Origin of the sequence: Kineococcus sp. GCM10028916 (genome assembly GCF_042674865.1) — a bacterium.
Taxonomy (GTDB): domain Bacteria; phylum Actinomycetota; class Actinomycetes; order Actinomycetales; family Kineococcaceae; genus Kineococcus.
On record NZ_JBHTFM010000017.1, the window covers coordinates 434,897 to 448,845 of the forward strand.

The 13,949-nt window shown below is 71.2% G+C and carries 16 protein-coding genes; 8 read left to right on the top strand and 8 right to left on the bottom strand.

Annotated elements, in window-relative coordinates:
- Window positions 1-142 precede the first annotated feature (142 nt).
- Both ACFQ46_RS18565 and ACFQ46_RS18570 read right to left on the bottom strand, forming a co-directional pair.
- Window positions 143-793: an MOSC domain-containing protein gene (locus tag ACFQ46_RS18565; protein WP_380260835.1), complete on the bottom strand. Its 651-nt coding sequence runs from the start codon at window positions 791-793 to the stop codon at window positions 143-145.
- Between the two features lie 112 nt (window positions 794-905).
- Window positions 906-1,310 (bottom strand): nuclear transport factor 2 family protein, encoded by a 405-nt coding sequence (locus ACFQ46_RS18570; protein WP_380260836.1) that lies wholly within the window; start codon window positions 1,308-1,310, stop codon window positions 906-908.
- A 92-nt stretch (window positions 1,311-1,402) separates the two neighbouring features.
- On the opposite strand from ACFQ46_RS18570, the gene ACFQ46_RS18575 reads away from it, so the two are divergent.
- Window positions 1,403-1,846 (top strand): MarR family winged helix-turn-helix transcriptional regulator, encoded by a 444-nt coding sequence (locus ACFQ46_RS18575; RefSeq protein ID WP_380260837.1) that lies wholly within the window; start codon window positions 1,403-1,405, stop codon window positions 1,844-1,846.
- Window positions 1,847-2,004: 158 nt separating this feature from the next.
- Here the strand turns inward: ACFQ46_RS18575 and ACFQ46_RS18580 are convergent, their stop codons facing one another.
- The gene (locus tag ACFQ46_RS18580) at window positions 2,005-2,925 is read right to left on the bottom strand and encodes an oxygenase MpaB family protein (RefSeq protein ID WP_380260838.1); all 921 of its coding nucleotides are present in this window, start codon (window positions 2,923-2,925) and stop codon (window positions 2,005-2,007) included.
- 33 nt (window positions 2,926-2,958) lie between these two features.
- The gene (locus tag ACFQ46_RS18585) at window positions 2,959-3,816 is read right to left on the bottom strand and encodes an NAD(P)H-binding protein (RefSeq protein WP_380260839.1); all 858 of its coding nucleotides are present in this window, start codon (window positions 3,814-3,816) and stop codon (window positions 2,959-2,961) included.
- 94 nt (window positions 3,817-3,910) lie between these two features.
- Between ACFQ46_RS18585 and ACFQ46_RS18590 the strand changes: the two genes are divergently transcribed.
- From ACFQ46_RS18590 to ACFQ46_RS18620, 7 genes are all read left to right on the top strand, one after another.
- Window positions 3,911-4,288: a winged helix-turn-helix transcriptional regulator gene (locus tag ACFQ46_RS18590; RefSeq protein WP_380260840.1), complete on the top strand. Its 378-nt coding sequence runs from the start codon at window positions 3,911-3,913 to the stop codon at window positions 4,286-4,288.
- Between the two features lie 63 nt (window positions 4,289-4,351).
- Complete coding sequence (locus ACFQ46_RS18595; protein ID WP_380260841.1) at window positions 4,352-4,600, top strand: helix-turn-helix domain-containing protein; 249 nt, start codon at window positions 4,352-4,354, stop codon at window positions 4,598-4,600.
- Window positions 4,597-5,835 carry a type II toxin-antitoxin system HipA family toxin gene (locus ACFQ46_RS18600; protein WP_380260842.1) on the top strand — a complete coding sequence of 413 codons (1,239 nt, stop codon included), beginning with the start codon at window positions 4,597-4,599 and terminating at the stop codon, window positions 5,833-5,835. Before ACFQ46_RS18595 ends, ACFQ46_RS18600 begins: the two co-directional genes overlap by 4 nt.
- Window positions 5,836-6,073: 238 nt before the next feature.
- Window positions 6,074-7,729, top strand: coding sequence for a metallophosphoesterase (locus ACFQ46_RS18605; protein WP_380260843.1), 1,656 nt, complete (start codon window positions 6,074-6,076; stop codon window positions 7,727-7,729).
- A gap of 53 nt (window positions 7,730-7,782) precedes the next feature.
- Window positions 7,783-8,010: a hypothetical protein gene (locus ACFQ46_RS18610; RefSeq protein ID WP_380260844.1), complete on the top strand. Its 228-nt coding sequence runs from the start codon at window positions 7,783-7,785 to the stop codon at window positions 8,008-8,010.
- Between the two features lie 105 nt (window positions 8,011-8,115).
- A complete protein-coding gene (locus ACFQ46_RS18615) occupies window positions 8,116-8,736 on the top strand; it encodes a DUF47 family protein (protein ID WP_328292804.1) in 621 nt (206 codons plus the stop codon).
- Window positions 8,737-8,740: 4 nt separating this feature from the next.
- Window positions 8,741-9,733: an anion permease gene (locus tag ACFQ46_RS18620; RefSeq protein ID WP_380260845.1), complete on the top strand. Its 993-nt coding sequence runs from the start codon at window positions 8,741-8,743 to the stop codon at window positions 9,731-9,733.
- A gap of 75 nt (window positions 9,734-9,808) precedes the next feature.
- Here the strand turns inward: ACFQ46_RS18620 and pstB are convergent, their stop codons facing one another.
- The 4 genes from pstB to pstS all read right to left on the bottom strand — a co-directional run bounded on the left by pstB (window position 9,809) and on the right by pstS (window position 13,712).
- Window positions 9,809-10,585 (bottom strand): phosphate ABC transporter ATP-binding protein PstB, encoded by a 777-nt coding sequence (gene pstB, locus ACFQ46_RS18625; RefSeq protein ID WP_380260846.1) that lies wholly within the window; start codon window positions 10,583-10,585, stop codon window positions 9,809-9,811.
- An 11-nt stretch (window positions 10,586-10,596) separates the two neighbouring features.
- Window positions 10,597-11,508, bottom strand: coding sequence for a phosphate ABC transporter permease PstA (gene pstA / locus ACFQ46_RS18630; protein WP_328292801.1), 912 nt, complete (start codon window positions 11,506-11,508; stop codon window positions 10,597-10,599).
- Window positions 11,505-12,491 carry a phosphate ABC transporter permease subunit PstC gene (pstC, locus tag ACFQ46_RS18635; RefSeq protein ID WP_380260847.1) on the bottom strand — a complete coding sequence of 329 codons (987 nt, stop codon included), beginning with the start codon at window positions 12,489-12,491 and terminating at the stop codon, window positions 11,505-11,507. The genes pstA and pstC overlap by 4 nt, the downstream gene beginning before the upstream one ends.
- Window positions 12,492-12,593: 102 nt before the next feature.
- Window positions 12,594-13,712 (bottom strand): phosphate ABC transporter substrate-binding protein PstS, encoded by a 1,119-nt coding sequence (gene pstS, locus ACFQ46_RS18640; protein ID WP_380260848.1) that lies wholly within the window; start codon window positions 13,710-13,712, stop codon window positions 12,594-12,596.
- Window positions 13,713-13,949: the final 237 nt, after the last annotated feature.

Sequence of the window (13,949 nt, forward strand, 5' to 3'; positions counted from 1 at the left end):
GGGTTGTGATGCGGTGCGCGACGCGCGGTCCTCCCGCAGCAGCGCAGCAGCCTCGGAGCGACTCGAGTTCACGATCGTCTCTCGATGTGGCCGTCACCCGAGCAGCGCTCGCCTGGCCCGATGACTGCTCACCGAGCGCCTCTCAGCGCTGACCGAGGCGACGAGCGACTGCCTCGGAATCCTCCGGCGGCAGCTCCGGGACGCCGCTCAGCAGCGGCAACAGATCCGGCTGCGTGGTGAACGCGGCGAAGGCCGTCGCCACGCTCACCCCGTGCGCCGGCACGTCCAGAACCCTGACCTGCATGCCGGGGCTGAGCGTTCCCGGCGTCAGCACCCTCAGGTAGGCCCCGGGAACACGCGCTCGGGTGAATCGCGGCAACCACCGCTGCTCGCCCAACCACACCGCGAACGTCACGCACGGGATCCGCGGGCAGGAGACCTGCAGGACCACCTCACCGATGGACCACCGTTCGCCGATGACCGCTTCGTTCACGGCCAACCCCGAGGTGGTGAGGTTCTCCCCGAAGACGCCGTTGGAGAGCGGGCGGCCCAGTTCGCCCTCCCACCGGTCCAGGTCCTCGCGGGCGTAGGCGTAGACGGCCTGGTGGTCGCCACCGTGGTTCGCGGTGTCGCTGATGTGATCACCGACCAGGCCGCTACCACCTTCCCCCTCGGGTCCGGGCGCTCGCACCGCTACCGGGCCGACGACCGGGCGCTTGTCGATGCCGCTGGTCCCCGACTTCGCCGCGACGGGTCGCCGCCGACCGACGTTGACGCTCACGATGACGGCCACGCGGTCACCCTAGGAGCTGCCGCGTCCGGCGGACAGCGACTTTCCCGCCGCCCTCGAGAACAGATCCGGAGAGCCGGTGGTGGTCGGTGAGGTGATCCTGGACGGGGGCTCGTCATGCTCCGGGCATCCGGCCTCGGTTCCACACCGACTCGATGTCGACCTGGGCGATCTGCCAGTGGCCGTTCGAGCGGCGCAGGCGGCCTCGCCAGATGCTGGATCCTTCGAGGATCGGCTGGTGCTGGTCGTCGCCGAAGAACGCTGTGACGTTCGCCCTCACGTCGGCGTCGGCGTCGTCGCCGTCCTCGTCGACGATGACCCCGGTGACGAGGTGCTGGAGGACCGGGATCGGTTCGTGGATGGCCTGCAGGGTCGACACCAGTTGTGCGCGGCCGGAGAGGTGTCCGACCGCGGTCGTCGCGTGGACGTCCTCGGCGTAGAGGGCATTCAAGTCAGCGAATCGGCGATCGTCGATCGCGGCGAAGATCCGCGGGATGACCAGGGCTGCGGTGCTCTCCATGGGGGGCCTTCCGTTCGGCTCGACAACGTTGCGTACACAACGTTGCGTTCTCAACGTAACATCGAGGGGTCTGCTCGTCTAGGGTCACGTCCATGGACCCACGGGAATCCCCCCGGCGACTGCGCGCACTGACGAGTCACGCGGTCACCCTGGCTGCCGCTCAGGCCGGCGAGCTGGCGGGTCGGCGCGTGACCCGTCTCGGGGCGACCAAGGCGGCGTTCGGCATCCTCGCCGTCATCGAGGAGTTCGGTCCTTCGAGTCAAGCGGACCTCGGGCGGCGGCTGGGCATGGATCGCAGGAGCGTGTCGGAAGAAGCGGCCCGGCTCGAACGCGACGGGTTCATCCTCCGGGCCCCCGACCCGGCGGACTCGCGGAGGAACCGACTCGAGATCACGTCGCCGGGCCAGGAACTCCTGTCCCGCCTCGACGAATCGCTGTCAGCCCTGCAGGAGGAGTTCCTCGCACCTCTCTCGGCCCACGAGCGCGGCGAGCTCGATCGGCTGCTGGCCCTGGTCAACCGGCGAGCCTCCGGGTAGTCGATCGTGTCAGCCGGAGGAAGCGGAAACCTGCCGAGCGCCCTGGAGAGGCTGCAGGCGTGGTTCCCCGTGAACTGCGACGACGCGTGGGAGCACGGTGAGGCATCCGCATCGAGACCCTCGACCACTCCGGCTGGCACGCTGTCCCGACTGCACGGTCATCCCGCGGTCCCGCCGGGTCCGGCGGACGTCCGGGAGGGCGACGCCCGGACGCGTCGCCGGGACACCTCGGCGTGCGGCCACTCGGCGAGGCGTTGCGGCAGCACGGGTCTCGCGGCTCGCAACCCGGTGCGGAGGAGGCCGGCGGCGGTGCGTCGTCCCCGCGTCGGGGCTATGCCGTAGTCGACGGCCAGCCGCAGCGGCAGCAGGTCGGCCGTGATGCTGCGGGCCAGCGCCGCCACGCCGGGCAACGGGGGAGTGGTCCGCTGGGTGAGGACGTCGCCCGCCACCCGCCGGGCCGCGTCGGTCACGACCAGTCCCGCGACGGTCCGCTCGACGTAGGCGTCGAACTCCGCGACGCTGCCGGGCAGAGCGCGTTCGGGGACGGCGAAGAGGCGCGCGAACGGTTTCGACTCCTGCCAGTGCCGTTCGCGCTGCTCGGGGGTGAGGACGAGACCGACGTAGCGTTCCGCGACGCGTCGGGCGGTCCACACCAGCGTCGCGTGGACCCAGAGCGCGAGGTCGGGGTCGTTGGCGCGGTAGGGGGTCCCGGCCGGGGTGCCGGGGGCGTCGGTGCGGGTGGTCCCGCGGACCCGGGCGTGCTGCGCGCCGACGTGGCGGGCGATCGCGTGCGCCTGCTCGGTGTCCCCGAAGGCGATGGTCAGCGCGGCCTGCAACGTGCCCAGCAGCCGGTGCGCCGGACCGGAGGTGTAGTCGCTGTGCACCGCGACGCCTTCGGCGACGAGGGGGTGCGCGACCTGGAGCAGGATCGCCGCCGGTCCGCCGAGGACGACGCCCCGTTCGGCGCTGACCCGCTGGAACTCGCCCCCGGGGACGCAGACCCCGGGGTCGCCCACCACCCCCGCGGACGGGGGCGGTGGGAGGACCGCGGTCAGGGGCAGTCGCGGGAGCCGGGGCACGCCCGTGATGCTGCCACGACTACCGCCCCGGGCTCAGGCCCGAGCGGCCCGGACGGCCTCGGCCAGCGTGGTGGCCGGGCGTCCGGTGAGTTCCACCAGGTCGGTGCGGTCGGTGGCGAGCTGGCCCTGCGCGATGGAGGTGTCGAGCGCAGCGACGAACCCGGCGGTGCCGGCGTCGAGGCCGAAGCCCTGCAGCGCGGCGACGTGCTCCTCCGTGGAGACGTCGGTGGAGACGACCGTGGTGCTGGTGACCTCGGTGATCGTGGCGGCCAGTTCGGCGAAGTCGAAGCTGTCCCCGGCGAGCTCGTAGACCTGCGCGGGGTCCTCGGCCAGGAGGGCGGCGACGGCGGCCTCGGCGTAGTCGGCACGGGCGGCGGCGCTGACCCGTCCACCGTGGGTGGAGCCGAGCACGGCCCCGGCGGCGAGGTACTGACCGAGCTGCTCGGTGTAGTTCTCGAGGTACCAGGAGTTGCGTAGCACCGTGAAGGGGACGCCGGCGCCCGACAGCAGGTCCTCGGTGGCCCGGTGGTCGGGGGCCAGCGGGCTCGTGGAGGTGTCGGCGCGCAGGATCGAGGTGTAGGCGATCCGGCTCACGCCGGCGGTCTTCGCGGCCTCGACGACGTTGGTGTGCTGGGCGATCCGCGCGCCGGGTTCGCTGCCGGAGACGAACAGCAGGCGGTCGACGCCGACGAGCGCTGCGTCCAGGGAGGCGCGGTCGGCGTAGTCGCCGGCGCGGACGACGACACCACGGGCGGCGAGGTCGGCGACCTTCGCGGGGGTGCGGACGACCGCGACGACGTCGTCGGCGGGGACGCCCTGCGCGAGCAGCGCCTCGACGGCGAGGCGGCCGAGCTTGCCGCTGGCGGCGGTGACTGCGTAGGTCGTGGACATGGGGTTCTCCTCCGGATGGGGCACTGCGTTGTCGATGGCACTAACTATTCCACAGTGCCAGGCATTCCCGCGGTGCCGGGCGTATCCTCGGACCATGAGCGCAGGGCCCACCCAGGAGTTCGTCGTCGACGTGTTCGCCCGCGGGTGCACGTCGCGCGCGGCCTTCGAGGACGTCACCGGCCGCTGGCCCTCGCTCGTCCTGATCGCCCTGGGGGAGGGGTCCTTCCGCTTCAACGCGTTGCGCCGCAAGGTGGACGGGGTCAGCGAGAAGATGCTGGCGCAGACCCTGCAGACACTGGAACGCGACGGGATGGTCACCCGCGAGGTCGTCACCGCGATCCCGCCGCGCGTCGAGTACGAACTCACCCCGATGGGTGCGCAGGTGGCCGAGAAGCTGCGCGCGCTCGCCGACCTGCTCGAGGCCTCGGCGCCCCGGGTCGGCGTCGCCCAGGCGGAGTACGACGCCCGCTGACCGCCGTGCATTACCCTGGCGGATGACTGCGGATATCCACCAGTGTCATGAAGGGTCGTGCGCATGACCGACGCCGTGTCGTCCCCGGGGGCCGACGGGGTCACCTTCACCACGGGCGCCCAGGTCGGCCGGTGGTTGCGCGGGCTGCGTCTGCAGGCCGGGTTGACCCAGGACCAGCTCTCGGAGCGGACCGGTGTCTCCCAGCGCTACATCTCCGAACTCGAACGGGGTCGGACGAACGTGACGCTGTCCCGCCTGTTCCTCGTGGCCTCTGCCCTGGGCGCCTCCCTCAGCGGTCACGCGCCGCGGTGACGACCCTCGACGTCCGGTTGCACGGCGACCTCGTCGCCCGGGTCGACGACGCCGGCGCTCGACTGCGGCTCACCTGGTCGGCGGACCTCCTCGACCGTCGACCGCTCGGCGCACCCGTGCTCTCGGTCCGGCTCGACGCCCAACCGCCGACGGTGCACCCGCCCGCGGCTCTCGTCCGGGCCTGGCTCGGGGGTCTCCTCCCGGAGGTCGGGACGAGCTCCCGATCTCGGCTGGCCCGGCGCGCCGGTGCGAACAGCTCCGACGTCCTGGCCCTCCTCGCGAGCGCAGGCGGTGACGTTCCGGGAGCGGCCACCTTCACCCTCGCGGGGCACCCGCCGGGAGAGGGACGTCTCGACCTCCTGCCGGACCCGGGGGCCGTGCGGGAACACCTCGAGCGCACCCGCAGCGACGACCACGTGGGGGTGGGTGACTCCTCCCTGCCCGGCGTCCAACCGAAGGCGGCGCTCACCCTGGTGGCCGGGCGCTGGTTCGTGCCACGAGCCGGGGCGCCGAGCACCCACATCCTCAAACCCCAGCTGCCGGAGCGTCCCGCCCTCGTCCACGACGAGGCGCTCGGTTCCCTCGCGGCCCGGGCGGTCGGGCTCCGCTCGGCGGTCTCCCACGTGGAGCCCTTCGACGGGTCGGCCGCACTCGTCGTACCCCGGTTCGACCGGTCGGTGGACGCAGCCGATCCCGGTGTCGTGACCCGGGTGCACCAGGAGGACGCCGCCCAGGCGCTCGGCCTCAGCAGCGACGACATCGAGGCGAAGTTCGGGTGGCACCGGCCCGCGGCGAACCTCCGCTCCATCGGGTCGTCGCTCCTCGACAACGGTGGGGACGCGAGCGAGCTCCTGAGGCTGACCACGCTCAACGTCCTGCTCGGCAACACCGACGCGCACGCGAAGAACATCTCGCTCGTGCACTCCACCGACGGTCGGGTGGGGCTCGCGCCCAGCTACGACGTCTCCCCGCACGCCCAGTACGGGCGGACCCGCCTGGCGTTGAGCGTCAACGGCGAGTTCGAACTGCCCGCGGTCGGGCTGGAGGACCTCGTCGCCGAGGGTCGCTCCTGGCGGCTGACCGCGCGCACGGCGCGCTCGGTGGTGCACGACGTCCGGGAACGCTTCGACACGTGGGTGCGGGACCTCGTCGACGTGGACCCGCTCTCGGAACCCGCGATCGCGTGGGTGCGCACCTCGCTCGACGGCCGGCGACCGACGGGAACGCACGCCTGACCGTCGCGGCCGCGCCCACGACCCCACCGTCTCGTCGCCGGTGCACGAGACCGCGGTCACTGTGCGTCAGCTCGGATCGCGGTGGCCGCCACGCCGGTCTGCACCCTGGGTCGCGGGCTCCCGGAGCAGCTGCGACGCAACGGCATCCGTCGCCCGCCCCGTCTCCCGGGGGTCCCGCCGGGGACCGGCCACGCCGCCGAGGCGGCGTGCGCGCCGGCGCTGCGCGAAGATCGACGTGATGTCTCCCTGGATCCGCCGACCCTCGCGCCCCCTCGTCCCGCGCCTGCCCGAGCGGTGGGGTGCGGCCTGGCGCGGCTTCTGGGCCCGTCGGGCACCCCGCTTCGCGCGCCGGCACGTCCTCCCCTGGTTCGGCATCCTGGTCGTCGCGGGCGTGGGGGCCGCGATCGGTTTCGCCCTCGCCCCCGGCTCCAGCACCTACGTCGGCCCGCTGCAGACCGAGGTCCGCGTGCGGCCCAGCCTCAGCCCGGGGGTCGAGGTCGACCTGCCGCCCGTCGGGAAGGTCACCTTCGACACCCACCGGGCGCCGATCATCGTCACCGCCAACATCGAGAGCGTCGACGTCGACGCCGCCGCCCGCCTCGTCCGCTCACCCCAGCAGCTGCTCGCGCTCGAGCTCACCGCCGCCGACACCGTGCGCTCCGCGGTGGTCCGCGCCGCCGCCTACAGCCTCGCCTGCGGGTTCGGGGGAGCGGTGCTGGCCGCCGTCGTGGTCTACCGCGGCCGACGTCGGACCCTGCAGACCGGCGCGGCCCTGCTCGTCGTCGTCGTCGCCGCCGGCGCGGGGACCGCCCTCACCTTCGACGCCGGCGCGTTGCGCCAGCCCCGGTTCACCGGTCTGCTCTCCCGCGCGCCCTACGTGGTCTCGAGCACGCAGAACGCCCTGGACCGCCTCGAGAGCTACCGCAGCGGTCTGTCCGACATCGTCCGCAGCGTCTCCACGCTCTACGCCGCGGCGGCCAACCTGCCGGTCCTCGGCGACGAGCAGAGCGGGTCCACGGGGCTGGGGGAGAACGTCACCACCGTCCTGCACATCTCCGACCTGCACCTCAACCCCCTCGGCTACGACCTCACCGACAACCTCGTGAAGCAGTTCGGGGTCGACGCCGTCGTCGACACCGGCGACACCACCACCTGGGGCACCGGGGCGGAGGCGAGCTTCCTGGGCCGCATCGGCGGCATCGGCGTCCCCTACGTCTGGGTGCGCGGCAACCACGACTCCACCGACACCCAGGCCCAGGTCGCCGCCCAGGGCGCGATCGTCCTCGACCAGGGCGCGACGACGGAGGTCGCCGGGCTGGTCCTCGCGGGCCAGGGGGACCCCGTCTTCACCCCCGACGGCGAGGGCGCGGCCGCCACCGGCAGCGCCGAGCAGGTCCAGGAGAGCGCCAACGAGACCCTCGCGGCGGGCATCGAGACCTGGGACGACGCCCACGCCGACGACCCCGTCGACATCGCCCTCGTCCACGACCCCAGCGGTCTGCAGCCCCTCTACGGCCGGGTCCCGCTCGTCCTCGCAGGACACCTGCACAAGCGGTCGGTGACGCTGGACTCCTCCGGTACCCGGATCATGGTCGAGGGGACCACCGGCGGGGCCGGGGTCACCTCCGCCGGCCTGAACCGCCTCGCCGACGGCGCACCGCTGCCGCTGTCGGCCACGCTGCTCTACTTCGGCAGGACCGGACCGGACGCGGGCAGGCTGCTCGCCTACGACGAGGTGACCGTCGGCGGGCTGGGCCTGGCCGAGGTCAACCTGCAGCGGACCGTGCTGAGCGACGAGGACCGGCCCGCCCTGAGCGTCCCGATCCCCACCGCCTCCGGCTCGTCCTCGTCCTCGGGCTCGGCGACGGGCTCGGCGACGCAGCCGTCGGGGTGATGCTTCCCGACTGCCCCCCGTCGGGGTGCCAGTCGGCGTACGGTGGCCTCACCATGACGCACTCGCTCGATCCGCAGCCGGGTGACGACTTCGACTCGTCACCAGACCAGGTCCCCGGGGTCGGTCCTGGTGGCCCCAGCGCTCCCCTCGCCGACGTCGTGCTGGCGGAGGAGATCGAGCTCTACACCGACGTCGTCGTCGCCGCGTCCGAGAGCGACGGGCCGCTGCCCGAGGTCGAGCTGGACCGCGTCCTGGGTGTCGAGGGCGGCTCCGCCGGGTAGGAAGTGAGCGGGTGCTGTCGGCCCCCGCCACCCGCCTCGCCTAGAGTCGCGGATCGGGTCGGGAGACACCTCCCCCGACGAACCGAGCCTTCCCGGAGCATGGACGTGCGTTTCCGACTGACCCCCCAGGACAACTCGTTCTTCGAGCTGTTCGCCGGTACCGGCAAGATCCTCGTTGAGGCCACCACCGTCCTCACCGAGGCGATCGGCAGCGACCAGGCCCGTCGCGTCGAGCTCGGCGCCCTCATGGAGGAGATCGAGCACCGCGGCGACGAATCGGCCCACGCGGTCCTGCGGCGGGTGAACTCCTCGTTCGTCACCCCCTTCGACCGCGAGGACATCTACCAGCTGACCTCGCGCCTGGACGACTGCCTCGACCTCATGCAGGCCGCGGTCGACCTGATGGTGCTCTACAAGGTCGGCGAGATGCTCCCCGGCGTGAGCGAGATCGTCCAGGTCCTCACCCGCCAGGCCGAGCTGACCGCCGAGGCGATGCCCCGCCTGCGCTCGCTCTCGGACCTCTCCGACTACTGGGTCGAGATCAACCGCCTCGAGAACCAGGCGGACCAGATCCACCGCCGCCTCGTCGCGACGCTCTTCGACGGCGGCTACGACGCCATCGCGATCATGAAGCACAAGGAGATCATCGAGACGCTCGAGGAGGCCGCGGACGCGTTCGAGCACGTCGCGCACACGGTCGAGACGATCGCCGTCAAGGAATCCTGAACCGGTGGAGCTCGCCCTCGTCCTCGTCGTGATCGTCGTCGCCCTCAGCTTCGACTTCACCAACGGCTTCCACGACGCCGCCAACGCGATCGCGACGTCCGTCTCCACCCGGGCGCTCACCCCCCGCATCGCGCTGGGGATGGCCGCGGTCTTCAACCTCATCGGGGCCTTCCTCGGCACCGGCGTCGCCGAGACGATCGGCTCGAACATCGTCAAGGTGGACCTCGGCATCCACGGCATGACCGTGGTCCTGGCCGCCCTGCTCGGTGCCATCGCCTGGAACCTCATCACCTGGCGCCTCGGGCTGCCGTCCTCGAGCTCGCACGCCCTCATCGGCGCCCTCGCCGGGGCGGGGATCGCGTCCAGCTCGACCATCGAGTGGAGCGTCGTCCTCGACAAGGTCGTCGTCCCGATGGTGGTCTCACCGCTGTCCGGGTTCGTCCTCGGCTACCTCGTCATGGTGGCGATCCTGTGGATCGTGCGGCACAAGGCGCCCGCTCCGACCCACCGGCGCTTCCGCATCGCCCAGACCGTCTCGGCCGCCGCCATGTCCCTCGGACACGGGCTGCAGGACGCGCAGAAGACCATGGGCGTCATCGTCCTGGCCCTCGTGGCGGGCGGCTTCCACTCCGGGACGAGCATCCCCGTCTGGGTGAAGCTCTCCGCGGCGCTCGCGATCAGCGCCGGCACCTACTCGGGCGGGTGGCGGATCATGCGGACGCTGGGGCGCCGGATCATCCACCTCGACCCCGCCCGCGGGTTCGCCGCCGAGGCGGTGTCGGCCGTGGTGCTCTACGTCGCGGCCCTGCAGTTCCACGCCCCCGTCTCCACCACCCACACCATCTCGTCCGCGATCATGGGCGTGGGGGCCACGAAGCGGCTCTCCGCCGTGCGCTGGGGCGTGGCGCGTTCGATGGTCGCCGCCTGGGTGCTGACCCTGCCGGCCGCCGGCCTCTTCGCCGCGGCCCTCTACTTCGTCCTGCACCTCTTCCTGTGACGACTTCTGGGGAGCTCTCCACCCTTCCCGACGGGCGGAAGGGTGGAGAACTCCCCAGAAGTGGGTGGCGGGGACTCAGCCGAAGCGGCCCGAGATGTAGTCCTCGGTCGCCTTCTGCGTCGGGTTGCTGAAGATCGTCGCGGTGTCGTCGATCTCGATCAGGCGGCCGGGCTTGCCCGTGGCGGCGAGGTTGAAGAACGCCGTCTTGTCGCTGACGCGGGCCGCCTGCTGCATGTTGTGCGTGACGATGACGATGGTGAAGGAGCTCTTCAGCTCACCGATCAGGTCCTCGATGGCGAGCGTCGAGATCGGGTCGAGCGCGGAGCACGGCTCGTCCATCAGCAGCACCTGCGGCTTCACCGCGATGGCGCGGGCGATGCAAAGGCGCTGCTGCTGGCCACCGGAGAGGCCGGCGCCGGGCTTGTCGAGACGGTCCTTGACCTCGTTCCACAGGTTCGCCCCGCGCAGCGAGGTCTCGACGGCCTCGGTGAGGACCTTCTTGCTGCGGACGCCGTTGAGGCGCATGCCGGCCGCGACGTTGTCGAAGATCGACATGGTCGGGAACGGGTTGGGCCGCTGGAAGACCATGCCGACGGTGCGGCGGACGTTCACCGGGTCGATCTTGGAACCGTAGAGGTCGTCGTCGTCGAGCATGACGCTGCCCTCGACGCGACCGCCGGGGATGACCTCGTGCATGCGGTTGAGCGTGCGGAGGAAGGTCGACTTCCCGCAGCCGGAGGGGCCGATGAAGGCCGTCACGGAGCGGGGCTCCACGGTCATCGAGACGTCCTCGACGGCCTTGAAGTTGCCGTAGTAGACGTTGAGGTCCTTGACGTCGATGCGCTTGGCCATGACGGGTTCTCCTACTTCTTGAGCGAGCTGAAGCGGGCGATGGCCCGACCGGCGATGTTGAGCACCAGCACGATGAGCACCAGTGTGAGGGCAGCCGCCCAGACCCGCTCCACCGCGGGAGCCAGTGCCTGCTGACGGTCGTTGTTGATCATGAGCGGGAGGGCCGCCATGTTGCCGCTGAAGAGGTTGGTGTTGATCGACTGCGAGTAGCCGACCAGGATCAGCAGCGGAGCGGTCTCACCCATGACGCGGGCCAGACCGAGCAGGACACCGGTGAGGATCCCCGAGAAGGCCGTCGGCAGGACGATCCGCACGATGGTCTTCCACTTCGGCACGCCCAGGGCGTAGGAGGCCTCGCGGAGCTCGTTGGGGACGAGCTTCAGCATCTCCTCGGTGGAGCGGACCACGACCGGCACCATGAGCAGCACCAGGGCCAGAGACACCGCGAAACCGGAGCGGGAGAAGCCCAGGGTGGTGATCCAGAAGGCGTAGATGAAGAGCGCCGCGACGATCGAGGGCAGCCCCGAGAGGATGTCGACGGTGAAGCTCACGACGCGGGCGATGCGGCTCGCGCCGTACTCGACCAGCAGGATCGCGGCCATGATGCCGAGCGGGACGGCGATGACCGCCGTGGCCAGCGCTTCGAGCAGGGTGCCGACGATCGCGTGGTAGGCGCCACCACCGGCGATGCGCGGGGTGATCCCGCGCTGGGAGTTGAGCCACCAGGAGGAGTCGGGCAGCAGCCCGGCGCCCTTCTGGATGACGGTCCAGAGGATCCAGACCAGCGGGATGACGGCGATGACGAAGGCCAGCACCATGACCGTCGTCGCCAGGGCGTTGCGGACCTTGCGCCCGGTCTGACCGCGGGAGTCCTCCAGCGCGGCCGGGAGCTCCTGGGCCGGGGCGGTGTCGACGGCGCTCATACGAAGGCCTTCCGGCGGTTGATGATCACGCGGGCGATGGCGTTGACCACGAAGGTCAGGATGAAGAGGACCAGGCCGGCGGCGATGTAGGCGCCCGTCGACTCGGGGTTGTTGAACTCCGCGGCGTTGTTGGCGATCTTCGAGGCGAAGGTCTCACCACCCTGGAGCCAGGAGCCGAAGAAGTCGGTGCCGGGGGAGACGCTGGAGACGATGATCGTGATGGCGATCGTCTCGCCCAGCGCGCGGCCCAGACCCAGCATCGAGGCGGAGATGACACCGGCGCGGCCGAAGGGCAGCACGGAGGTCCGGATCATCTCCCACTTCGTGGCGCCGAGGGCGAGCGCGCCCTCCTTGTTCGCCGCGGGGGTCTGCGCGAACACCTCGCGGGACATCGCGGTGATGATCGGCAGGACCATGACGGCCAGGACGATGCCGGCGATGAAGACCGTGCCGGTGCTGACCGGTCCGCCGAAGAGCGGGAACCAGCCGAGGGCGTCGTTGAGGAAGGTCTGCAGACCCGTCACGTGCGGGGCGAAGATCTGGATGCCCCAGAGGCCGTAGACGATCGAGGGGATCGCGGCCAGCAGGTCGATGACGCTCGCCGCGGGGCGGGCCAGCCACTTCGGCGCGTACTGGGTCAGGAAGAGCGCGTTCGCGACGCCCAGCGGGACGGCGATGATCATCGCGATGACGGAGATCGAGACCGTCGTCCAGAGGATCTGCAGGATGCCGAAGCGCAGGTTCCCCGCCTCGGCCGACCACTCGGTGGAGGTCAGGAAGTTGACCTTGTCGTCCAGCACGGACGGGACGGCGCTGATGGCCAGGAAGATCCCGGTGAAGGCGACGATGGCGATGACGATGATGCCGGCCAGACCGGCTCCGCCGCCGAAGAGGGTGTCACCGAGGCGTCGCCGGCCCCGAGCTGCGTCACCCGAGGGGCCTGGGCCCTGCTCGACGGCCGAGCGGCCGGTGATCGAGGACATCGTGCTCCTGCACTGTGCGAAGGGGATGTGTGGTGCGGGTCGGTCGTACGGGCAGGGGCGGACACCGTTCGTGCTGGTGTCCGCCCCCGTTCGACGATCAGGTCAGGCGATGGCCGCGATCGCGGTGCGGACCTTGGCGGAGACCTCGGCCGGGAGCGGCGCGTAGCCGATGTCGGCGAGGCCGGCCTGGGTGTCGTCCTCGGCGTAGTACGTGAGGAAGGACTTCAGCAGAGCGGTCTTGTCCGCGTCCAGACCCTTGGAGCAGACGATCTCGTAGGTGACGAGGACGATCGGGTACGCGCCGGCTTCCTTGGTCGCGTAGTCGATCTTCAGCGACAGGTCGTTGCCGGTGCCGACCTGGGTGGCGGTGGCGACGGTCTTGCCGGCCGATTCGCCGGACAGCTCGACGGCGCCCGAACCGTTGTCGATCTGGGCGACGGAGAGCTTGTTGTCCTGCGCGAAGGACCACTCGACGTAGGTGATGGCACCGGGGGCGCCGGCGACGGCCTGCGCGACACCGGCGGAGCCCTCGCGGCCCTCGCCCTTGCCGGACCACTCCTGGTTGCCCTCCGCGGTCCACGCGTCGGGAGCGGCGGCGTGCAGGTACTTGGTGAAGTTCTCGGTGGTGCCCGAGGTGCCGGTGCGGAAGAACACGCTGATGGCGGTGCTCGGCAGGGTGGCCTTCGGGTTCAGCGCGGCGATGGCCGGGTCGTTCCAGGTGGTGATGGCGCCGGAGAAGATCTTGGCGGACACCTCGGCGTTGAGGACCAGGTCCTTGACGCCCTCGACGTTGTAGGCGATCGCGATGGGGCCGGCGACCATGGGCAGGTCCCACGCCGGGTTGTTCTGGCAGCGCGCGGTGGCCGCGGTCTGCTCCTCGGGCTTGAGGGCGGCGTCGGAACCGGCCCAGTCGACCTGGCCGGAGGTGAACTGCTTGCGGCCGGCGCCGGAACCGGTCGCGTTGTAGTTGATGGTCGCGTCGGTGCACTGCGACTGGTAGCCGGCCTGGATGACCTGGTCGATGGCGTTCTTCTGCGCGCTCGAACCCTCACCGTTCAGGGTGCCGGGCTTGCAGTCGATGGCGGCGGCGGAGGCCGACGAAGAGCTGGCGCCGGCTGCCGGCGAGCCGGTGTTGGTGTTGTCGTCGGAGCCGCATCCGGCGAGGGCGAGAACACCAACAGCAGCGATGCCGAAGAGGCGGGAGGTCTTCCAGAACGTCACAGTCCGGTCCCTTTCGAGGATCGTCACGGCCGGTACCCCCGGCCACGGTTGACCGTGGCGGATCGCGCCCCGGTTCGTTCCGGACGGTAGGCAGGGCAGGTGACGGGGTTGCTCGGTGCAGGTGAACGGACGGTGAACCGCACCCGTCCGGTCGCCGGACGATCTTCGACGGACGGGCGTCCGGCCGGTGAACCGCCCCGAACGGGGGGAGACCGTTGCTGCAGGTCACAGCCCCGT